Source organism: Pseudomonas sp. R1-1, from assembly GCF_051132135.1.
Taxonomy (GTDB): Bacteria; Pseudomonadota; Gammaproteobacteria; order Pseudomonadales; family Pseudomonadaceae; genus Aquipseudomonas.
Map to the genome: position 1 here is coordinate 602,530 of NZ_CP071663.1, position 22,373 is coordinate 624,902.

A 22,373-nucleotide genomic window follows, 5' to 3' on the forward strand; every position below is an offset into this window, starting at 1 on the left:
GAAATGCGATCACCTGTAGGAGTGAGCCTGCTCGCGATAGGGCCGGTACATTCTCCACACAATCTCCATAATTTCCCCATAAACCCCCCACACCATCTCAGCAGACTCTCCCCATCCAAACAGGGAGAGTCCCATGAACCGAAATCTGACCATCAAGCTCGGCGCCATCGCCTTGCTGATCCTGCTGTTGCTGATACCGCTGCTGATGATCGACGGCGTCATCGACGAGCGCCAACAGTTGCGCGACGGTGTGCTCGATGACATCGCCCGCAGCTCCAGCTACAGCCAGCAGCTGAGCGGGCCGGTGATGGTGGTGCCGTATCGCAAGGTCGTGCGCACCTGGAAGACCAACGAAAAAACCAATCAGCGCTACGAAGAAGTCGGCGAAGAACGTGGGCGCTTGTACTTTCTGCCGGAGCGTTTCGAACTCGACGGACAGGTGGAAACCGAGCTGCGCAAGCGCGGCATTTATGAGGCGCGGCTGTTCCACGCCGACAACCGCATCAACGCTCATTTCACTGTGCCGGCGCAATTGGGCATCAAAGAGAATTTCACCGATTACCAGTTCGACGCGCCGTTCCTGGCGGTCGGCATCAGCGATATTCGCGGCATCGAAAACGCCTTGAAACTGGAACTTGACGGCCAGCGCCTGGACTTTGTCCCCGGTTCGGAAGTGGGTTGGATCGGTGAAGGTGTGCACGTAACGCTGCCAGCGCTGGACACTGGCAAAGTTACGCAACTGAGCTTTGCCTTCGACCTGCGCCTGCAAGGCACCGGCTCGTTGAAAGTATTGCCGGTGGGCAAGACCAGCAGCGTCAGCCTGAAGGCCAACTGGCCGCACCCAAGCTTCGTTGGCAACTTCCTGCCGGCCAAGCGTGAGATCAACGATGAGGGTTTTAGCGCGGAATGGCAGACCTCGTTTTTCTCCACCAACCTGCAAGAGGCGATGGACCGCTGCATCGTCGGCGACGGCGATGGGCTGAACGGTCGCAGCTTTGGCGTCAGCTTCATCGACCCGGTCGATCAGTACCTGAAAAGCGACCGAGCGATCAAATACGCCTTGCTGTTCATCGTCCTGACCTTCGCCGGTTTCTTCCTCTTCGAAGTACTCAAGAGCCTCGCGGTGCACCCGGTGCAGTACGCGTTGGTCGGTGTGGCGCTGGCGTTCTTTTACCTGTTGCTGTTGTCGCTGTCCGAGCACATCGGCTTTGCCCTGGCCTATCTGCTGTCGGCCAGTGGTTGCGTGTTGCTGATCGGCTTTTACGTCTGCCATGTGCTGCGCAGCGTGCGTCACGGCTTGAGTTTTTCCGCCGGGCTGGCAGCGTTGTATGGCCTGCTTTATGGATTGCTGAGCGCTGAGGATTACGCGCTGCTGATGGGCTCTCTGTTGCTGTTCGGACTGCTCGGGGTGCTCATGGTGCTGACGCGCCGGCTGGACTGGTATGCGCTTGCGCAGAAACCGGCGAAGCCGCTGGAGTTTGATCTGGGGGTGGTGGAATGAGCGGGGTGGGATTGAGAGAGGATCAGCGTTGGAAGGATGAGTTGGTGACGCGGATCATTTGCTTTTTACCTGTGGAACCGAGGTGGTGCCATCGCGAGCAGGCTCACTCCTACAGGGGAACGCGGTCAATTGTAGGAGTGAGCCTGCTCGCGATGGGGGCAGAACAGGCGCCGCAGCATCAAGGCTTGGGCATTGTCGCGACCATGGAAGGCCGCTGACTCACTTCAAAATACCAGTTGCCCAGTTGTGGATTGGCCGCGCGCCAGTCCATGTCCGGGAAGCGCAGATCCAGATAACCCAGCGCACAGGCGACACTGATGGCGGCCACGTCAAAGTGGCTGGTCAGCTCGGCAATCGCCTCGCTCTCCAGCACGGCGAGGGCGCGGCGGATCTTGTCGCGCTGCGCGTCGAGCCACTGCTCCCAGTGTTTTTCCACCGGGCGCAGGACGGTTTCGTAACGCACCATCACCGAGGCGTCCATGATCCCGTCGGCCATCGACGCCAGCGTCAGCCGCCGCCAGCGCGCCGCACCTTCACGCGGGATCAGCGGATTGCCGACGTGCTGCTGATCGAGGTATTCAAGGATCACGCGGCTGTCATGGATGACATTGCCATCAGCCAGACGCAGGGCAGGGATCTTGCTCAACGGGTTGTCGGCGATCAGCGCCAGGTCCGGGCTGACCGGGCTGAGCACACAGTCTTGCAGCGCCACGCGATCCTGCTGCCCGGTTTCGTGGAGCAACACCATCACTTTGCGCACGAACGGGGAGAGGGTGTTGTGGTACAGGGTCATGCTGGGGGCGGACATGGGCAAGGTCTCGATCAGGACAATGATGGCGCAGCATAGCCTGTTACACGCCCGGCTCAAGCCGAACACCTACCCTCTGTAGGAGTGAGCCTGCTCGCGATAGCGGTGGGTCAGTCAGAAAAGAAGTTACAGACAGACCGCTATCGCGAGCAGGCTCACTCCTACAAGGGATTTTCAGCTTCGCGGCACAAAGCCTCTTATCGCCAGAAATGCCGGCACGCCGAGGCCGACCCAGCTCAACGCATCCCAGATGCCGTCCCCCAGCAACGCCGCAAACAACCCCGCCGCACTGAGCAGGGCGATCACGATCGGTGTGCTGAAGACCTTCCAGAAACTCGACTGACGCGGCTTCATGCCGAGGCCTCCGCGGTTTCGGCAACGCGGTTCGCCGCTTTGCGCCGCACCACCCACAGGTACACGCCGCTGGCCAGCACGATGATGGTCAACACATCGAGCGTGGCCCACAGGATTTTCATCGGCATGCCGCCGTAATCACCGAAATGCAAAGGCTGGGACATGCCCATGGCGTCCATGTACCACGGGCGCTCGGCCACGGCGGTGACTTGCAAGGTCGTGGCATCGATCAGCACCGGCGTCAGCAGATGCGAAGTCAGGTGCGTGCCGCCCTTCATGAACACCGCGTAATGGTGTTCGCTGGAAAAACGCGTGCCTGGGAAGGCGATGAAATCCGGCTTCATGCCCGGCGCGACTTCAGCGGCGATGTCGAGCAAACGCGTGGCTGGCGCCAATTGCGTCAGCGGCGGCGCGTCGCGGTACGGCGCAATCAGCGTGGTCAGCGCATCGTTGCGCCACGCGGCGATCAGCAGGTCGGCGCAGGCGCTGATCACCCCGGTCACGCCCACCACCAGACACCACGTCAGCGTCACGACGCCGATCAGGTTATGCAGGTCGAGCCAGCGCAGCCGCGTGGATTTGTCCTGGCGCACAGTGCCGAATTTCAAGCGACGCATGAACGGCAGGTACAGCACCGTCCCGGACACGATCGCCACCACAAACAACAACCCCATGAACGCCAGCAGCAGTTTGCCCGGCAGCCCGGCGAACATGTCGACGTGCAGGCGCAGGATGAACAGCATCAAGCCGCCGTTGGCCGAGGGCGTTTCCAGCGCTTCGCCGGTGCGCGCATCGAGCATGAAGGTGTGCGACGAGTTCGGTTCGGTGTCGGCGGTTTTCGCCATGATCGCGAAGGCGGCGTTCGGGTCTTCGTCGTCATAGCCGAAGTACTGCATGACTTCGCCGGGTCGATGCTGCTGCGCGGCATCGACCAGTTGCTGCAAATTCAGCTGCGGCGTGTCGGCCGGCATCTCGCGCAACTCGGGAGCGTTGCCCAGCAGATGATCGATCTCGTGGCTGAAAATCAGCGGCAGACCGGTCAGTGCCAGCATCAGCAGAAACACCGTGCAGATCAGGCTGGTCCAGGTGTGAATGAACGACCAGCGGCGGATGGTTTTACTTTTCATTGCATGACCTTCAAAAACACCGAAGCCGTCCCCTGGGGACGGCCTGGTAATTGGGCCTGTTTTCAGCTCACGCGCTTACCACTTGTAAGTGGCACTGGCGACGACGCTGCGCTGGTCGCCGTAGTAGCAATAGAAGCTGTCGCAGGTGGAAATGTATTCCTTGTCGAACAGGTTGGTCGCATTGACCGCCAGCGACGCGCCTTTGAGGCTGTTGTCGAGGCGGCCGAGGTCGTAATGCACCGAAGCGTCGAACACCGTGTAGGCGTCGGCCTTGCCCAGCCAGGTGTTGGCCTTGTCGCCATAGGTATTGCCGGTGTAACGCACGCCGCCGCCAATGCCGAAGCCGTCGAGCACACCACTGTGCCAGGTGTAATCGGTCCACAGCGAAGCTTGCTGGTTGGGCATCAGTTGCAGGCGATTGCCCTTGTCGACGCCGTTTTGCACTTCCGACTTGGCCAAGGTGTAGGCAGCGATGACTTTGAGGTTGTCGGTCACGTCGGACACCGCTTCCAGCTCCAGGCCTTTGACTTTGACTTCGCCGGTCTGGCTGGTGATCGAGACGTTGTTGACGAAGGTGTTGACCGAGACGTTCTTCTGGGTGAGGTCATACACGGCAGCGGTCAGCAGGGTCTTGCTGCCCGGCGGCTGGTACTTGATGCCCAATTCCCATTGCTTGCCTTCGGTGGGTTTCAACGAACCGGTGGACGTGGCGTCGGCGCCGGTGGTTGGCTGGAACGACTCGGCGTACGACAGGTACGGCACAAAACCGTTGTCGAACACGTAGCTGAGGGCTGCGTTGCCGCTGAATTTCTTGTCGCGCTGAGTGTTGGTGGCATCGCCCTGGTTGATGAATTGCGTGCTGGTGTGCACCCAGTCTTCACGGCCACCGAGGGTCAGGCGCCATTGATCGAGGGCCATTTGATCCTGCACGTACAGGCCGGTCTGGTAGGTTTTCTGGTCGTAGTCGTAAAACGCCGTGGAGCGCGCCGGACGCACGATCGGCTGGCCGTAGATCGGGGTGATCACGTTGGTGGTCAGGCCATCGCCGAAAATCGAGGTGTAGTTGGTATTGCTGCGCTGGTGATCCAGACCCAGCAGCAGGGTGTGGCGGATGTCACCGGTAGCGAAATCGGCCTGGAAGTTGTTGTCCACGGCGAACTGGCTGATGTCTTCTTCGACGCTGGTGCTGGTGCGACCGACGTTGCCTTGCTCATCCACCATGGTGAATGGATAAGAGCCCGGCGTCAGCACCTGAAACGACAGATCCGATTTGGTGTAGCGCAGGTTCTGCTTGAACTGCCAGACATCGTTCAGCCGATGTTCGAAGGCGTAGCCCAGCGCGTAGTAGGTGCGATCGTAATATTCCCAGTCTGGATCGCCGAGGTTCTTGTGGTGAGAGATATCACCGAACGGCGAATTGATCTTGGTGCCCTGGATCGGCAGAAACTGGCTGGTGATGCCGGTGTCGTCGCGGGTGAACTGGCTCAGCAGGGTGAATTTGGTGTCGTCGTCGATGTTCCAGGTCAGGCTCGGCGCGATGTTGTAGCGCTTGTTGTCGACGTGATCGACCTGCGTGCCGCTGTCGCGTACCACGCCGCTGATGCCGTACAAAAACTGCCCGGCGTCATCAATCTTGCCAGTGCTGGCGAAGTTGATCTGGCGGTGGTTGTCGCTGCCGTATTGCAGCTGGATTTCGTTGCTCGCTTCCGCACTCGGGCGGCGGCTGACCATGTCGAGCAGGCCGCCCGGCGGGGTCTGGCCATAGACCGAGGAGGCCGGGCCGCGCAGCAGGGCGAGGCGGTCGAGGTTCCAGGTTTCCTGTTTCGGGTTGGCGTACACACCTTTGGGCAGCGGCAGGCCATCGAGGAACTGGGTCGGTTCGAAACCGCGCACACGCAGCCAGTCAGCGCGGGTGTCGCTGCCGTAGCTGCTGGCGGTGATGCCCGGCATGTAGCGCACGGCATCGTCGAGACTGTGCACGCTGCGGTCGTCCATTTGCTGACGGGTCGCCACCGAGATCGAGCGCGGCGCTTCGACCAGTGCGGTGTCGGTCTTGGTGCCGGCCGCGGTGCGGGTGGCGGTGTAGCCCTCGACCGGGCCCCAGGCGGTTTCCAGATTTTCCACGCCGATGACCGCCGTTTCCGGCAGGGCCAGCGTACCTTCAGGCACCGCGACCAGGGTGTAGGTGCCGGCGCTGCTTTGTTCCAGTTGCAGACCGGTGCCACGCAGGGCGGCGCGCAGGGCGCCGGCGGCATCGTACTGGCCGCTGACCGGCGCCGAAGTCTTGCCTGCCGCCAGCGACGGGTTCAACGACAAAGCGAGGCCGCCCTGACTGGCGATCTGGTTCAGCGTGGTCGACAGCGGCGCGGCCGGCAGGTTGTAGGCGCGCACGCTGGACGCTTGCTCGGCGGCGAGCAATGGGCTGCTGATCAGCGGGGCGCCGAGCGCAATGGCGACAGCCAGCAGACTGGGACGCAACAAGGTGTCTAGCGAACGGGACATACGGCGGCTCCTGAATGGAAATATTTCTCAATTGCCTGTGTGCCGGACGAGATTGGAAAAGTGATAGGGCTGGATGAAAATAATTTTTTCGCTGCAAATCATGTGGGGGGCTGATGCCGCCATCGCGAGCAGGCGAAGGCCTACAAGGGAACGCATTCCAACTGTAGGCCTTCGCCTGCTCGCGATAGCCATTTCACAGCCTGCGAATTTCTAAGGCGTGGGCTCGGCCTTCGCCACGGTGACCCAATAAGGTGTATGCCGCTCGATCTGCACCGGCAACGTCGGCAGCAGTGCGCTCAGGGCTTTATCGGTATCGAGCAGCGGGAAGCTGCCGGTAATCCGCAGGTCCGCCACCTCCGGCGCCACGCCGAGGTATCCGCGACGATAGCGTCCCAGTTCATGCAGCAGATCGCCGAGGCGCGCGTTATCGACCACCAGCATGCCGCGGGTCCAGGCATCGGCGCCGGGATTGAGCGCGGCGACCGTGCCGAGGCCATCGCGGCGCAGCAGCACTTGCTGGCCTGCGCGCAGAATCTGTTCCTGCGGGTTGGCTTGCCCATGGGCGGCCACCGCCGACTGCAACACGCTCAACCGCGTGCCGTCTTCTTCACGCTTGACCAGAAATCGCGTGCCCAGGGCACGCATGCTGCCTTCGCGGGTTTCGACGATAAATGGCCGCGCATCACCATGGCCGGTCTCGACCAGAATTTCGCCTTCCTGCAAGACGATCAACCGGCGCTGGTCATCGAAACGCACGTCCACCGCGCTGTGGGTATTGAGATTGAGCACGGTGCCATCCGCCAGGCGCACGGTGCGCTGCTCGCCGGTCGCAGTGCGCTGGTCGGCCAGCCAGTAATCCAGCGGCAGAAAGCGTTCACTGGCGAACAGCCCCAGACCGACGATCAACGCCACACTGGCCAGACCGCTGCCGAGTTTGCGCACGCGCCGGCGTATGCCCTCGCGCGATTGCAGCAAGGCACTGCGCGCCGGACCTTTGGCCACGCTGAAACGCTGATCGAGCATGCCCAACTGGCGCCAGGCGCGGGCGTGTTCCTCATTCGCCGCGTGCCATTTGGCGAACTCCTCGCGCTCCAGCGGGCTGCTCGAATCAAGGGTCAGTTGCCAGGCAATCGCTGCATCCAGCACGTGCGCCGGCACCGGTCGGGAACTGGCCGGGTTCATGTTGGCTCACCGTACAGGGCGATGTAGCACTGGCGAATCCCTTGCGCCAGATACTGACGCACACGCGGCACCGAGACGCCGAGGCGGGTGGCGATCTCGGCATGGCTGAGGCCATCGAGGCGGTTATACAGAAACGCGGCGCGGGCCTTGGTCGAGAGCTTGCCGAGCAAGCGGTCGATGGCCTTGAGGTCGTCGAGGATCATTTGCTGTTCTTCCACCGACGGTTGTTCGGCTTCGGGGATCAGCATCAATTCAGTGAGGTAGGCCTGTTCCAGCGCGGCGCGGCGGAAGTAGTCGAACAGCAGGCCTTTGGCGATCGCCACCAGAAAAGCGCGCGGCTCACGCGGTGTCAGCAACTCATCGCGACCGAGCAGGCGCACGAAGGCGTCCTGGCTCAGGTCTTCGGCACGCTGCGGACAAGCCACATTGCGCCGCAGCCACGCCAGCAGCCAACCACGATGGTCGCGATACAGCGCACCGACAAGCTGACTGTGAGGGCTTGGGACTGACGACACCGGACATCACCGATTGGGAAAGATTAACTAACGCGAATTGTTCGCGATTCTGGCAGAGGTGGGAATGGTTAGCAATTGGCCACTGGTCAGGTGATGTCTGGAAAATCGCGTTATCGTTCTTCGCGAGCAGGCTCGCTCCCACATTTGGAATGCGCTTCCCTGTGGGAGCGAGCCTGCTCGCGAAGGGGACTGGGCAGGCGCCGAAGTCTTAAAAAGACGGCGACTGCTGCCGCCGCTTCCACTGACTCAAGCGCTGCTGCAAATTTCGCGGGCTGTGAATCTGCTGCGCCCGCGCACGGCTGAACAGGATCAACGCCAGTTCCGCCGTCGCCAACGCATCGGCACTGGCGTTATGCCGTTCGAATACCTCAAGTTTGAACCACTCGATCCACTCATCCAGCCCGGCCTCGCGAATCTGTGCCTGCGGGCAAACCAGCGGGGCAATATCGGCCACGTCGAGAAACACATGCTGGAGTTTGTGCCCCAAATGCTCCTTCAAGGCACGCCCGAGCATGTGCTGATCGAACGGCGCATGAAACGCCAGCACCGGGCTGTCGCCGATGAATTCCATCAGCTCCAGCAACGCCTCGGCCGGATCGCTGCCGGCGGCGATCGCGCTGGGCGCCAGGCCATGGATCAGCACGCTCGGGCTGATCTTCAATTCGCGACATTGCAGCGTGCGCTCGAACTGCTGGGCGAAATCGATCGCGCCGTCTTCGATCACCACGGCACCAATGGATAACACGCGATCCTTGTTCAGATTGAGCCCGGTGGTTTCCAGATCCAGCACCACCCAGCGCTGTTCGCGCAGCGTGCATTCGCGCAACTCGGTGACCACCGGCAACTGCGCCAGGCGTTGTTGCAACTGAGCCGACACCGGCGTGCTGGGCGGACGTAGCCACGAGAACAGGCTCATAGCTGATACCGCAAGGTCAGGCTGCTTTGCAGGCGCTGAGCCTGACGCAGGGATTCGCGCAGGATGCGCCGGTCGAGATGGTTGAGGCTGTCCGGGTCGACGCGGTTGGAGTACGGCAGATTCTCGCGCGTCTGCAGTTGGTGCTGCTGCATGCGCGTTTGCTGAATGAAGTGATACGCCTCTTCATACGCCGCGCCGTCGAGGGGTTCGATGACTTCTTTAGCAACCAGTTGGCGGAAGCGTTCGAGGGTGTTGTTGGCGTCGATGCCGTTGGCCAGCGCCAGCAGGCGTGCACCATCGACAAATGGCGTCAGGCCTTGGATCTTCAGGTCCAGCGTGGCTTTTTCGCCGTTCTTGCGCGCCAGCACGAACTCGCGGAAGCGCCCGACCGGTGGCCGATTGCGCAGGGCGTTCTCGGCCATCATGCGCTGGAACAAGCGGTTGTCGCCGACCTGCTCGAGAATTCCGCGACGCAACTGCTCGCAGCTTTTCTCATCGCCCCAGACCACGCGCAGATCGAAATAAATGCTCGAGCCGAGCAGGTTTTCCGGCGTCGCCTCACGAATGAACGCCGCGAAACGCCGCGCCCATTCCGCTCGCGACAGACACAGCTCGGGATTGCCGGCCATGACGTTGCCTTTGCACAGAGTGAAACCGCACTGCGCCAGGCTGTGGTTGATCTGTTGGGCGATCGGCAGCAGCTTGCCGCGAATCTCCGCGGCATGCGCAGCGTCGCGGGCGTCGAACAGAATGCCGTTGTCCTGATCGGTGTGCAGCGTCTGTTCGCGGCGGCCTTCGCTGCCGAAACACAACCAGCTGAACGGCACGCCGGGGTCGCCTTTTTCCGCGAGCGTCAATTCGATCACTCGGCACACGGTGTGATCGTTGAGCAGGGTGATGATGTGGGTGATCTGCGTCGAGGAGGCGCCATGAGCAAGCATGCGCTCGACCAGTTGGCCGATCTCGCCGCGCAGGCTGACCAGTTGTTCGACGCGCTGGGCGCTGCGGATGGTTCGCGCCAGATGCACCAGATCGACCCGTTGCAGCGAGAACAGATCGCGCTCGGAGACCACGCCGCACAAGCGCTGATCCTTGACCAGACAGACGTGCGCAATGTGCCGTTCGGTCATGGCAATTGCCGCGTCGAATGCGCTGTGATCCGGCGACAGATAAAACGGTGCGCGGGTCATGTGGCGCTCGATGGCTTGATTGAAATCAGCAATGCCTTCGGCCACGACATGACGCAAATCGCGCAGGGTGAAAATCCCCAGCGGCGCCTTGTGTTCATCTACCACGACGATGCTGCCGACCTGCTGCTCGTGCATCAGCTTCACCGCTTCGCGCAGTGGCGCGTCGGGCGCGCACGTCACCGGATGCCGCATCGCCAGTTCGCCCAGACGTGTGTTCAGCGAATACTGGGTGCCGAGGGTTTCCACAGCTTTCTGCTGCACTTGCTGATTGACCTGATCGAGCAGGCTGCTGACTCCGCGCAAGGCGAAATCGCGAAACGGGTTGGAGAGGGCGAACAGTTTGATGAACGCCAGTTTGTTCAATTGCAGGCAGAAGGTGTCTTCGCCGGCGAGGTGCTCGGTGCGCGTGGCGCGCTCGCCCAACAGCGCCGCCAGCGGAAAGCATTCGCCGGTGGTGATCTCGAAAGTGGTTTCGGTGCCGCCCTTGGCGGTGTGCGGACGCTCGCCGACCACCCGGCCCTGTTTGACGATATGGAAATGTTCGACCGGGCCGTCGGCGGGTTTGATGATGCTCTCGCCCTGGGCGTAAAACCGCAGCTGACATTGCTCGACCAGATAAGCGAGGTGGGCGTGTTCCATCTGATTGAAGGGCGGGAAGCGCTGGAGGAATTGCAGGGTGCCCTGAATGTTCTGCAAAACCGCGGTTTTCCCTGCCTGGGTGAAGGCGTCCGCTTTACTCATAACCATTACCGCAGTCTTTTTCGAATTGTTGTTGTCGGATCGTTGCGGCCATGGTCGACCCCTGCGGCCGGGGTGCCCATTGGACGTAAGTCTAGGTTTTGCCATCATCGGCATGGTTTCGGAGATGCCCTACGCAAGCAGTCGGAAATTACCCTGTTCAGCCCCTTGGAAAAAAATCCGACGAAGTGCACATTGAAGCGCTGCCGGGCGATGTCAGACGACTGTGCCAGGTGATTGATTCGAATACTTAGAGAGCGCCATGTCCGACCACGATATTTTGAGCGATGCCGAGCGCGAAGCGCTCAGCGCAGTCATGCTCGAGCCCGATCTGCCACCGCAGCGCGTCCTGATCGTCGATGACGACAAGGATGCCCGCGAGTTGCTCTCGGAAATTCTTGCGCTCGACGGCATCCGCTGCCTGACCGCAGCCAGTGGCGAAACCGCGCTGAAAATGCTCGAAGAAAAGCCTTCGATCGGACTGGTGATTACTGACCTGCGCATGGGCAATGTCGATGGCCTGGAGCTGATTCGCCAGGTGCGCGAGTCGGAGCGGGCGGCGATGCCGATCATCATTGTTTCCGGCGATGCCGACGTGAAGGATGCGATTGAGGCGATGCACTTGAGCGTGGTGGATTTTCTGCTCAAGCCGATTGATACGGAGAAGTTGTTGGGGTTGGTGAAACACGAGTTGGGTATCGAACCCTAGGACCTGCCGCTCTTTCGCTGATCGTTCCTACGCTCTGCGTGGGAACGCTTCCACGGACGCTCCGCGTTCGGCTTTGGAAGGGACGCAGAGCGTCCCGGGCTGCATTCCCACGCGGAGCGTGGGAACGATCAACAAACCCAATCCCAGCGCACAAACAAAAAAGCCCTGATCTTTCGATCAGGGCTTTTCACATCCATCATCTACGCAACTTACAGACCATTCGCAGCCTTGAACTCGCGACGACGACGGTGCAGCACCGGCTCGGTATAACCGTTCGGTTGTTTGGTGCCTTCAATCACCAGCTCGACCGCCGCCTGGAAGGCGATGTTGCTGTCGAAGTCCGGTGCCAGCGGGCGATACAGCGGGTCGTTGGCGTTCTGCCGGTCGACCACGGGCGCCATGCGCTTGAGGCTTTCCATGACTTGCGCTTCGCTGACGATGCCATGGCGCAGCCAGTTGGCGATGTGCTGGCTGGAGATACGCAGCGTCGCACGGTCTTCCATCAGGCCAACGTCATTGATGTCCGGCACCTTCGAGCAACCTACGCCCTGGTCGATCCAGCGCACCACGTAACCGAGAATGCCCTGGGCGTTGTTGTCCAGTTCGTTCTTGATCTGCTCCGGCGTCCAGTTCGGATTGACCGCCAGCGGAATGGTCAGAATGTCGTCCACCGAAGCGCGCGCACGTTTGGCCAGTTCGGCCTGACGGGCGAACACGTCGACCTTGTGGTAGTGCAACGCATGCAGCGCAGCAGCAGTCGGCGATGGCACCCAGGCGGTGTTGGCGCCGGCCAGCGGGTGGGCAATTTTCTGCTCGAGCATCGCCGCCATCAGGTCGGGCATGGCCCACATGCCTTTGCCGATCTGCGCACGACCTTGCAGGCCAGTGCTCAGACCGATATCGACGTTCCAGTTTTCGTAGGCGCCGATCCACTTCTCAGCCTTCATGTCGGCCTTGCGCACTACCGGGCCGGCTTCCATGGAGGTGTGGATTTCGTCGCCGGTGCGGTCGAGGAAACCGGTGTTGATGAACACCACGCGCTCGCTGGCGGCCTTGATGCAGGCTTTGAGGTTGACAGTGGTGCGGCGCTCCTCGTCCATGATCCCGACTTTCAGCGTGTTGCGTTGCAGGCCCAGCACGTCTTCGATGCGACCGAACAGCTCGTTGGTGAACGCTGCTTCTTCCGGGCCGTGCATCTTCGGTTTGACGATGTAGACCGAACCGGTACGCGTGTTGCGGCGCGACGTATTGCCGTTGAGGTTGTGCATCGCTGCCAGGCAAGTGACCAGACCGTCGAGGATGCCTTCCGGCACTTCATTGCCTTGACTGTCGAGGATCGCGTCGATGGTCATCAGGTGACCCACGTTGCGCACGAACAACAGCGAACGGCCGTGCAGCGTCACTTCACCGCCGTTCGGCGCGGTGTAGGTGCGGTCCGGGTTCATGGTGCGGGTGAACGTCTGGCCACCCTTGGACACCGATTCCGCCAGGTCGCCCTTCATCAGGCCGAGCCAGTTGCGGTAGATCAGCACTTTGTCGTCGGCATCGACGGCAGCCACGGAATCTTCGCAGTCCATGATGGTGGTCAGCGCCGCTTCCATCAGGATGTCTTTGACGCCGGCGGCATCGGTCTGGCCGACCGGGGTGCTGGCGTCGATCTGGATTTCGAAGTGCAGGCCGTTGTGTTTCAGCAGGATGGCGATTGGCGCATTGGCGTCGCCCTGGAAACCGATCAGTTGAGCATCGTCGCGCAGGCCACTGTCGCTGCCGCCCTGCAAAGTAACGACGAGTTTACCGTCAGCGATCTTGTAGCCGGTCGAGTCGACGTGGGAGCCGGCGGCCAGTGGCGCGGCTTCGTCGAGGAACGCGCGGGCGAAGGCGATGACTTTGTCGCCACGCACCTTGTTGTAGCCTTTGCCTTTTTCCGCGCCACCTTCTTCGCTGATCGCGTCGGTGCCGTAGAGGGCGTCGTACAGCGAACCCCAGCGGGCGTTCGAGGCATTGAGGGCGAATCGCGCGTTCATCACCGGCACCACCAATTGCGGGCCGGCGGTACGGGCGATTTCGTCATCGACGTTTTGCGTCGTGGCCTGGAAATCAGCCGCTTCTGGCAGCAGATAACCGATCTCTTGCAGGAAAGCTTTGTAGGCCACGGCGTCGTGCGCCTGGCCTGCATGCTGCTGATGCCAGGCATCGATGCGCGCCTGGAAGTCATCGCGTTTGGCGAGTAGGGCTTTGTTCTTCGGCGCCAGGTCGTGAATGACCTTGTCGGCACCTTCCCAGAATTGTTCGGCGGTGAGGCCGGTACCGGGAATGGCTTCGTTGTTCACGAAGTCGAACAGGACTTTGGCGACCTGCAGGCCACCGACTTGAACGTGTTCAGTCATTGCTTGCCTCACTCTGCTCAGCTATTTCGCTTTTCAGCTCTTCAATTTAAACAATGAAGCCTCGGGCCATTTAAACCACAAACCTGCCGACCAGTACATGCCATTGCTGGCGGCTGGGCTAGGACCAATCAACGGCTTGAGGGCCTTGCTGACGGGGCTTTCAGGGTTGCGAACAGGCCTGGGCGGACATCGATCCGGCGTTATGTAGTGCGCGCTGCGGCATACTACATGATGAGTTGCGCTTGTGAAAATCAGACTAATTACGTCGTTCTGCGACCTCATGACGCATTGCGGTCACGTCGCGGAACGGGATGTTCTCAAAAAAGCATTGGATTGTTCCAGTTAAATATCAAAAGTTGTACACGATTTGTCTTTCGCGCAGATCCGCAGTGCTGTCATTCGCGAGCAGGCTCGCTCCCACAGAGGATTGCATTCCAAATGTGGGAGCGAGCCTGCTCGCGAAGGGGCCAGTCGATTCAACGCAAAACAAGCCCTTGCCTATACTTGCCCTTCGATAACAAAAGTCATGCACAGAGGGCTGCGCCATGGACCATCTCGTACTCACCGTTTTCGCCCCGGACAAGCCCGGGCAGGTCGAGCGCATCGCCCAATGCATTGCCGAGCACGGCGGCAACTGGCTGGAAAGCCGCATGTCGCGGATGGCCGGGCAGTTCGCCGGGATCCTGCGCGTGGGCGTACCGGCAGAGGCTTACGATGAATTAGTCGATGCCTTACAAGCGCTGACGGCGCACGGTATCCGCGTACTGGTCGCCGAAAGCGGCATCGAGCAATCCTGCACCTGGAAGCCGATCGCCATGGAGCTGGTCGGCAATGACCGGCCCGGCATCGTCCGCGACATTACTCGGCTGTTGAGCGAGCAGGGCGTCAACCTTGAAAGGCTGGTTACCGAAGTGCGCCCGGCGCCAATGAGCAGCGAGCCGCTGTTTCACGCCGAGGCGATTCTAGCCGTGCCGCTGACGTTGTCGCTGGACGTATTGCAGGCGCGACTGGAAACCCTGGCCGATGATTTGATGGTCGAGTTGGTCTTACGCACAGAGGTTTGAGCCGCGCAGGTTATCCAGTTTAAACGTGCACCTGCCTGTGGATAACCTGTAGAGACCGAGCGCCGCGCCACGTCCGCCGTGGCTTTGCGACGATTGATCAAAAAACCGCCAGTATTCAAAGACTTGCACACAAACCGCGGGGATCACGCTGTGGATAACCTTGGGAAGGAACGATACAGGCCACGAGAATCGTGGCCTATGGAGGTTTGTGCGTTTTTTGATCAGCTACGTCGACGCAGACTTATCCACGCATCGACGCTGTACACCGCCAGACCGGCCCAAATAAACATGAACGCTACCAGTGTGCTCGACGACAAGTGCTCGCCAAACAGCAGCACCGCCTGCAGCAGCACCAGGGTCGGCGCGATGTATTGCAGGAAGCCGATGGTGGTGTAAGGCAGATGCCGGGTCGCTGCGTTAAAGCACACCAGCGGTACCAGCGTCACCGGGCCGGCGGCGACCAGCCACCAGGCTTGCGAGGTGCTCCAGAATTCAGGTTGTACGCTGGTCGCGGTCTGGTTGAACAGCAACCACGCAATCGCAATCGGCACCAGCATCCAGGTTTCCACCACCAGCCCCGGCAAGGCCTTGACCGGTGCCTGCTTGCGAATCAGACCGTAGAAACCGAAGGTCAACGCCAGCGCCAGCGACACCCACGGCAGACTGCCGACCTGCCACACCTGCTGCGCCACACCAACCGCGGCGAGCCCCACCGCCAGCCACTGCATGCGTCGCAGTCGCTCACCGAGAATCACCATACCCAACAACACATTGATCAACGGGTTGATGTAGTAACCGAGGCTCGCTTCAAGCATGCGCCCGTTGTTCACCGACCACACATAAGTCAGCCAGTTGGCCGCGATCAGCGTGCCGCTCAAGGCCAGGATCGCCAGACGCTTGGGGTTGTCGAGCAGTTCGCGCAGCCAGCCCGGGTGCTTCCACACCATCAGCAGCAGCGCGCCGAACAGCGCCGACCACAGCACACGATGAATGATGATCTCGACCGCCGGCACTTCGGCGATGGCTTTGAAATAGATCGGGAACAGGCCCCAGATGATGTAGGCACTCAGGCCCAGAATGTACCCGCGACGCGGGTTGGCGGCTTGCATGCAGAATCCTTGCTTTGGCAGCTGACAAAGGAGGGATTGTAAGGAGATTTGTCCGCAGATGTCTGAGCTGATTGGTCAGAAATGTGTGAACACAGGACTCCTGTGGGAGCTAGCCTGCTAGCGATTGCGGTAGTCCAGTCAGCGCAGTGCTGAATGTGAGTCCGCTATCGCTAGCAGGGCTAGCTCCCACAGGGAAAAGATGGTGTGTCAGAAGAGTTTCAATGGTTCTTCATTCAGCGCCGCCAGTTGCTCGCGCAGCGCCAATACCTGATCGCCCCAATAACGCTCGGTGCCGAACCACGGAAAGCTGTGCGGGAACGCCGGGTCATCCCAGCGTCGCGCCAGCCATGCGCTGTAGTGCATCAACCGCAGGGCGCGCAGCGGCTCGATCAGCGCCAGTTCACGCGGATCGAAATCGTGGAATTCGTTGTAGCCATCCATCAGTTCCGACAACTGCCCCAGACAGTCCTGACGATCACCGGCGAGCATCATCCAGATGTCCTGCACCGCCGGGCCCATGCGGCAGTCATCCAGATCGACGATGTGGAACATTTCGTCGCGGCACATCATGTTGCCGGGGTGACAATCACCGTGCATGCGGATGTTCTGATGCGGGGTATTGGCGTAGGCATCTTCGACGCGCTTGAGCAGGTTGCGGGCGACGGACTCATACGCGGGCAGCAGGCTTTTCGGAATGAAATTGCCTTCCAGCAGGGTATTCAGCGAAGCGTGGCCGAAATTCTGCACGGCGAGGGCTTCGCGGTGTTCGAACGGTTTGGTCGCGCCGACCGCGTGGATGCGCCCGAGCAACTGGCCGAGGCGATACAACTGATCGAGGTTGCCCGGCTCCGGCGCGCGCCCGCCGCGACGCGGGAACAGGGTGAAGCGGAAACCGGCATGCTCATGCAGGGTTTCGCCGTTGTGAACCAGCGGCGCGACTACAGGGATGTCCACCCCGGCCAATTCAAAGGTGAACTGGTGCTCTTCGAGGATGGCGTCGTTGGTCCAGCGCTGCGGGCGGTAGAACTTGGCGATCAGCGGCTCGGAGTCTTCGATGCCGACCTGATAGACGCGGTTTTCATAGCTGTTGAGCGCCAGAATGCGCGCATCGCTGAGAAAACCGATGCTTTCAACGGCATCGAGGACGAGATCGGGTGTGAGGGTTTCAAACGGGTGGGCCATGCTGACTCCTGCGCGCAGCAGGCTGCCGCGTCCGGCCCGGCATGTTAGCGCAGATGGCAGGCAGTGAGGAATTTGGTGTCCGTGCCCACGCCATCGCGAGCAGGCTCACTCCTACATTTGGAATGCATTCCCCTGTAGGAGTGAGCCTGCTCGCGATAAGGGATTATCAGGCGCCGACAATGCCACCGTCTTCACGGGTAATCGCCATCACCGACGACCGTGGCTTGCCATTGGGCAGGTGCTCGGGGAAAGTCGAACCGCCGTTTTCGCCCGGATGCTGGATCCCGACAAACAGGGTTTTCTGATCAGGCGAGAAGCTGATCCCCGTCACCTCGCAACCCACTGGCCCGACCATGAACCGGCGAATCTCACCGGTCTTCGGATCGGCGCAGAGCATCTGGTTGTTGCCCATCCCGGCGAAGTCGCCGGCATTGCTCGAGTCGCCGTCGGTGAGAATCCACAGGCGGCCGGCCTTGTCGAAACCCAGGCCATCCGGGCTGTTGAACATGTTCTGCGGGGTGATGTTGGACGAGCCGCCCTTCGGCGTACCGGCATGTACGCCGGGGTTGCCGGCGACCACGAACAGATCCCAGGAAAAGGTCTTCGATGCATGATCGTCGCGGTCGGTGCGCCAGCGCAGAATCTGTCCGTAGACGTTCTTCTCGCGCGGGTTCGGGCCGCCCACCGGTTGGCCGTCCTCGCCACGTTTGGCGTTGTTGGTCAGGGTGCAATAGACCTGGCCGTCCTTGGGGCTGACGACGATCCATTCCGGGCGATCCATGCGCGTCGCGCCGACGACACTGGCGGCGAGGCGTGCATGAATCAGTACTTCGGCCTGGTCGGCAAAACCGCTGCTGGCGTCGATGCCGTTTTTGCCGTGGGTCAGTTCGATCCACTGGCCCTGGCCTTTCGGGTGATCGGGATTGCCGTCACCGGCATCGAATTTGGCCACATACAAGGTGCCGTGATCGAGGATATTGCGGTTGGCTTTGGCATTGCGGTGATTGATGCGGTCGCGGCTGACGAATTTGTAGATGAACTCGCCACGCTCGTCGTCGCCCATGTACACCACGGCACGGCCGTCGTCGGTCTCGGCGAGGGCGGCGTTTTCGTGTTTGAAACGGCCCAGCGCGGTGCGTTTGACCGGGGTCGATTGCGGATCGAACGGATCGATCTCGACCACCCAGCCGTGACGGTTCAACTCGTTCGGGTTCTTGGCCATGTCGAAACGCGGATCGTACGGGTGCCAGTTGATCTCGCGGCTGGCGGCCGTTACGCCGTAGCGTTTTTGCGCGGCGTCAAATTGCTGCTGGGCATTGCTGCTGCCGAAGCAGTCGGTGAAATTTTCCTCGCAGGTCAGGTAGGTGCCCCACGGGGTTTTGCCGTTGGCGCAGTTCTGGAACGTGCCGAGGACTTTTTTGCCGTGCTTGTCGGCAGCGGTTTTCATCAAGTCGTGACCGGCGGCCGGGCCGCTGATGCGCAGCGGCGAATTGCCGTGGATGCGCCGGTTGTAGCGCGAGCCCTGAACGAACTGCCATTGGCCGTTCTTGCGCTGCACTTCGATCACCGAGACGCCTTCACACGCCAGCGCCTTGCGCACGTCTTCAGCCGACTGCGGCATGCCGCCGTGCGGGTAGAGGTAGCGATAGTTGGTGTATTCGTTGTTGATCGCCATCAGCGCGCGGTTGCGGTCATCCGGGAAGGCGAACAGGCTCATGCCGTCGTTGTTGTCGCCAAACTGCACTTCCTGTGCGGCCGCGGTGCCATTGCCGCTCGGGTCGAAGGCCGGGCCGTTCTTGTGCAGCGGCTGGCCCCAGCTGATCAGCACCGAAGACTTGTAGCCCTTGGGCAGGCTGATCGCGTCGCTGGTCGCGGCGGGAATGCTGTCGAAACCGAGCAGACGGCTGTTGCCGGCGCTGACACTGGCCGCCATCACGCTGCGGCTCAGCAGGTTGCCGCCCAGAAACATCGCGGCACCGCACAACGCACCGGCGCTGATGAAACCGCGACGGCTGAGGCCGACCATTTTTTCCAGATCGGTGGATTGGTTTTCTTCTAACAGGCTCATCTCAGGCTCCCTGCATGGTTTTGGCAGCCACCTTAATGAGCAACGATGACGCTTTCGTTGCAGCGCCCGCTCAGAGCGGCGTACCGATCAGCACATTGCTCGGCGAAAACTGCACGCGCACCGGCTGGCCGACACTCAACCCGCGCTCACGCAACTCCAGCGGTTCGGCCAACGCGCAGAGGGTGTGACCGTTGGGCAAAGCAATCCGCACTTCGCTGGGGCCGTCTTCGGCGTCGAGGATTGCCTCGATGAGTCCGTCGAGAAGATTGTGTCCCGACGTTGCGACTTGCTCACGGCCAAGCAATTCCAGCCAGCCGGCCTTGATCAGCGCGACCACTGGCGTGCCGATCTGCAGCTCGAGGTGCAGGGTGCTGTCGTGAGTGATTTGCGCATCGAGGCACAGGCCTTCGGCCAGTTCGAGGCGGATCAGGTCATTGCGGCCCTGACTGCCGATCGCTACCACCTTGCCGTGCAACTGATTACGCGCGCTGGTTCTGAGCATCAGCCGCCCGAGCAGGTCCAGGTCACTGGCATCTTCGGCGGCTTCGAGCACTTGCGCCTGCAGGGCCTGCAACTTTTGATAGAGGCGCAGCACACGTTCGCCTTCGCTGGACAATCTGGCACCACCACCGCCCTTGCCGCCGATGACCCGTTCAACCAGCGGTTTATGTGCGAGGTTGTTCAACTCATCGATGGCGTCCCACGCCGCCTTGTAACTCAGGCCCGCGCTTTTCGCCGCGCGGGTGATCGAGCCCTGCTCGGCGATGTGTTGCAACAGGGCGATGCGCTGCGGACGGCGCACGATGTGTTGGGAGAGGAGGGTGGGTAGGGACATATCAGAACGCTTCTGGCGCGGGCGACGAGATGGACGTTGGCCATTTGCAACGCACGAGTCAAGCCGAACACAAAATCTGTAGGAGTGAGCCTGCTCGCGATGGCGTCATCAAAGGCGACATCTATGCTGGCTGATCTACCGCTATCGCGAGCAGGCTCACTCCTGCAGGGAATTGTGAGCAGCTCAGCTTCCGGGTTTTGGCGTGCGCGCCAGGCAATACATATCGACCCGCGCGGCGCCCGCGCTCATCAACAACCGCGCCAGCGCCTGAGCCGTGGCGCCAGTGGTCAGTACGTCATCGATCAGCGCGAAATGCCGACCGCTTACCGCTGCGTTCGGCACAAGATCGAAGGCATTGCGCAAATTACGTTTACGCGCATTGGCGTCGAGATCCTGCTGCGCATCGGTCTCCTTGATGCGGCGCAGTATCTCTTCTTCGCAAGGTAATTCCAGCGATTTGCTCAGCCACCGCGCAAGCATGGCCGCCTGGTTGAACCCGCGTTGACGCAAGCGTTTACGCGCCAATGGCACCGGCACCAACGCATCGGGCCTTGGCAGATCTTCATCGAAGCGATGTTGCAGGTATTGCCCGAGAACATCGGCGAGCAGGTGGCCAAACGGCCATTTTGCGTTGTGTTTAAAACGCGTAATCAGACTGTCCACCGGGAAGCCATATAGCCAAGGCGCGGCGACTTGGGTAAACGCCGGAGGCTCTAGCAGGCATGCTCCGCACGTCAGACCCTCGGCAATCAAGGGCAAAGCGCAGCGCTGGCAATGGCTGCCGAGCCAAGGCAACTCGGTTTCGCAGGCCACGCAGATTGGCATTTCTGCTTCGGCGGGCTCATCGCATAACAAGCAGGTCTGTACATTATTCAAACAGATGTAAACCGGTCCTTCGTATCGTGGTTGACAGCGCATGACACTTCCTTAAATATGCCGAACATCCGTGTAGCGCCTGTGGGTATTCCGTTTCCCCGGCGCCAGCCAAGCATAACCAAGGAATTGCCCATGAGCGCGAGCACCACCGCCACCCTGCGTCACGACTGGTCTCTGGCCGAAGTCAAAGCACTCTTCGTACAGCCATTCAACGACTTGCTGTTCCAGGCGCAAACGGTGCACCGCGCGCACTTCAACGCCAACCGCGTTCAAGTCTCGACGCTGCTGTCGATCAAGACCGGCGCCTGCCCGGAAGACTGCAAGTACTGCCCGCAGTCCGGTCACTACAACACCGGTCTGGAAAAAGAAAAGCTGATGGAAGTGCAGAAAGTCCTCGAAGAGGCGGCGCGCGCCAAAGCCATCGGCTCGACACGCTTCTGCATGGGCGCGGCGTGGAAACATCCATCGGCGAAAGACATGCCCTACGTGCTGAAAATGGTCGAAGGCGTGAAAGCCATGGGCCTGGAAACCTGCATGACCCTCGGCCGACTGGACCAGGAGCAGACCGAGGCGCTGGCCAAGGCTGGCCTCGACTACTACAACCACAACCTCGACACCTCGCCGGAGTTCTACGGCAGCATCATCACCACGCGCACTTACAGCGAGCGCCTGCAGACGCTGGCTTACGTGCGTGAGTCGGGCATGAAAATCTGCTCCGGCGGCATTCTCGGCATGGGCGAGTCGCTGGATGACCGCGCCAATCTGCTGATTCAACTGGCCAACCTGCCAGAGCATCCGGAATCGGTGCCGATCAACATGCTGGTCAAGGTTGCCGGCACGCCGCTGGAAAATGCCGAAGATATCGATCCGTTCGATTTCATCCGCATGCTCGCCGTGGCGCGCATCCTCATGCCGCAGTCCCACGTACGCCTGTCCGCTGGCCGCGAAGCGATGAACGAGCAGATGCAGGCGCTGGCGTTTTTCGCTGGCGCCAACTCGATCTTCTACGGCGACAAGTTGCTCACCACCGCCAACCCGCAGGCGGACAAGGACATGGAGTTGTTCGCCCGCCTGGGCATCCAGCCGGAAGCGCGCGAAGAGCATGCCGATGAAGTGCATCAGGCGGCGATCGAACAGGCGTTGGTGGAGCAGAAGAGCAGCGAGCAGTTCTATAACGCTGCCGTCTGATTTTTTGAAGCGATGCAAGCACCTGTGGGAGCTGGCTTGCCAGCGATAGCGGACTGACTGTCGACATGGATGCTGAATGTGCTGCCCTCATCGCTGGCAGCCAGCTCCCACAGGTGCCGTGT

General features: G+C 61.0%; 18 protein-coding genes. 4 read left to right on the forward strand and 14 right to left on the reverse strand.

The window, feature by feature from the left end; all coding sequences use genetic code 11:
* The first annotated feature begins 133 nt into the window (after positions 1–133).
* On the forward strand, positions 134–1,501 hold the full coding sequence (creD, locus tag J3P75_RS02785) for a cell envelope integrity protein CreD (protein ID WP_434709260.1): 1,368 nt from the start codon (positions 134–136) through the stop codon (positions 1,499–1,501).
* A gap of 178 nt (positions 1,502–1,679) precedes the next feature.
* On the opposite strand, the gene J3P75_RS02790 is transcribed toward creD, so the two are convergent.
* The 8 genes from J3P75_RS02790 to J3P75_RS02825 all read right to left on the reverse strand — a co-directional run bounded on the left by J3P75_RS02790 (position 1,680) and on the right by J3P75_RS02825 (position 10,842).
* Positions 1,680–2,309, reverse strand: a complete 630-nt coding sequence (locus J3P75_RS02790) for a glutathione S-transferase (RefSeq protein WP_434709261.1) — start codon at positions 2,307–2,309, stop codon at positions 1,680–1,682.
* 174 nt (positions 2,310–2,483) lie between these two features.
* Positions 2,484–2,663, reverse strand: a complete 180-nt coding sequence (locus J3P75_RS02795) for a hypothetical protein (RefSeq protein ID WP_090286950.1) — start codon at positions 2,661–2,663, stop codon at positions 2,484–2,486.
* On the reverse strand, positions 2,660–3,790 hold the full coding sequence (locus J3P75_RS02800; protein ID WP_434709263.1) for a PepSY-associated TM helix domain-containing protein: 1,131 nt from the start codon (positions 3,788–3,790) through the stop codon (positions 2,660–2,662). Before J3P75_RS02800 ends, J3P75_RS02795 begins: the two co-directional genes overlap by 4 nt.
* A 75-nt stretch (positions 3,791–3,865) precedes the next feature.
* Positions 3,866–6,292: a TonB-dependent siderophore receptor gene (locus tag J3P75_RS02805; protein WP_434709264.1), complete on the reverse strand. Its 2,427-nt coding sequence runs from the start codon at positions 6,290–6,292 to the stop codon at positions 3,866–3,868.
* Between the two features lie 210 nt (positions 6,293–6,502).
* Complete coding sequence (locus J3P75_RS02810) at positions 6,503–7,474, reverse strand: FecR domain-containing protein (protein WP_434709265.1); 972 nt, start codon at positions 7,472–7,474, stop codon at positions 6,503–6,505.
* Positions 7,471–7,989, reverse strand: a complete 519-nt coding sequence (locus tag J3P75_RS02815; RefSeq protein ID WP_434709266.1) for an RNA polymerase sigma factor — start codon at positions 7,987–7,989, stop codon at positions 7,471–7,473. Before J3P75_RS02815 ends, J3P75_RS02810 begins: the two co-directional genes overlap by 4 nt.
* A gap of 208 nt (positions 7,990–8,197) precedes the next feature.
* Positions 8,198–8,905, reverse strand: a complete 708-nt coding sequence (locus J3P75_RS02820; protein WP_434709267.1) for a 3'-5' exonuclease — start codon at positions 8,903–8,905, stop codon at positions 8,198–8,200.
* A complete protein-coding gene (locus tag J3P75_RS02825; RefSeq protein ID WP_203419761.1) occupies positions 8,902–10,842 on the reverse strand; it encodes a DUF294 nucleotidyltransferase-like domain-containing protein in 1,941 nt (646 codons plus the stop codon). The genes J3P75_RS02820 and J3P75_RS02825 overlap by 4 nt, the downstream gene beginning before the upstream one ends.
* A 253-nt stretch (positions 10,843–11,095) precedes the next feature.
* Here J3P75_RS02825 and J3P75_RS02830 point away from each other — a divergent pair, with 253 nt between their 5' ends.
* The gene (locus J3P75_RS02830) at positions 11,096–11,542 is read left to right on the forward strand and encodes a response regulator (RefSeq protein ID WP_203419760.1); all 447 of its coding nucleotides are present in this window, start codon (positions 11,096–11,098) and stop codon (positions 11,540–11,542) included.
* Positions 11,543–11,751: 209 nt separating this feature from the next.
* Here the strand turns inward: J3P75_RS02830 and J3P75_RS02835 are convergent, their stop codons facing one another.
* Positions 11,752–13,929 (reverse strand): malate synthase G, encoded by a 2,178-nt coding sequence (locus J3P75_RS02835; RefSeq protein ID WP_434709268.1) that lies wholly within the window; start codon positions 13,927–13,929, stop codon positions 11,752–11,754.
* A 545-nt stretch (positions 13,930–14,474) separates the two neighbouring features.
* On the opposite strand from J3P75_RS02835, the gene J3P75_RS02840 reads away from it, so the two are divergent.
* Positions 14,475–14,993, forward strand: coding sequence for a glycine cleavage system protein R (locus tag J3P75_RS02840; RefSeq protein WP_203419758.1), 519 nt, complete (start codon positions 14,475–14,477; stop codon positions 14,991–14,993).
* 221 nt (positions 14,994–15,214) lie between these two features.
* On the opposite strand, the gene rarD is transcribed toward J3P75_RS02840, so the two are convergent.
* The 5 genes from rarD to J3P75_RS02865 all read right to left on the reverse strand — a co-directional run bounded on the left by rarD (position 15,215) and on the right by J3P75_RS02865 (position 21,105).
* Positions 15,215–16,102, reverse strand: coding sequence for an EamA family transporter RarD (gene rarD / locus J3P75_RS02845; protein WP_090286931.1), 888 nt, complete (start codon positions 16,100–16,102; stop codon positions 15,215–15,217).
* Positions 16,103–16,309: 207 nt separating this feature from the next.
* Complete coding sequence (locus tag J3P75_RS02850; RefSeq protein WP_434709270.1) at positions 16,310–17,284, reverse strand: serine/threonine protein kinase; 975 nt, start codon at positions 17,282–17,284, stop codon at positions 16,310–16,312.
* 166 nt (positions 17,285–17,450) lie between these two features.
* The gene (locus J3P75_RS02855; RefSeq protein ID WP_434709271.1) at positions 17,451–19,352 is read right to left on the reverse strand and encodes a PhoX family protein; all 1,902 of its coding nucleotides are present in this window, start codon (positions 19,350–19,352) and stop codon (positions 17,451–17,453) included.
* Between the two features lie 70 nt (positions 19,353–19,422).
* Complete coding sequence (locus tag J3P75_RS02860) at positions 19,423–20,187, reverse strand: TOBE domain-containing protein (RefSeq protein ID WP_434709272.1); 765 nt, start codon at positions 20,185–20,187, stop codon at positions 19,423–19,425.
* Between the two features lie 183 nt (positions 20,188–20,370).
* A complete protein-coding gene (locus J3P75_RS02865) occupies positions 20,371–21,105 on the reverse strand; it encodes a ComF family protein (protein WP_434709273.1) in 735 nt (244 codons plus the stop codon).
* 90 nt (positions 21,106–21,195) lie between these two features.
* On the opposite strand from J3P75_RS02865, the gene bioB reads away from it, so the two are divergent.
* Positions 21,196–22,251, forward strand: coding sequence for a biotin synthase BioB (bioB, locus tag J3P75_RS02870; protein ID WP_434709274.1), 1,056 nt, complete (start codon positions 21,196–21,198; stop codon positions 22,249–22,251).
* The last annotated feature ends 122 nt before the right edge of the window (positions 22,252–22,373 follow it).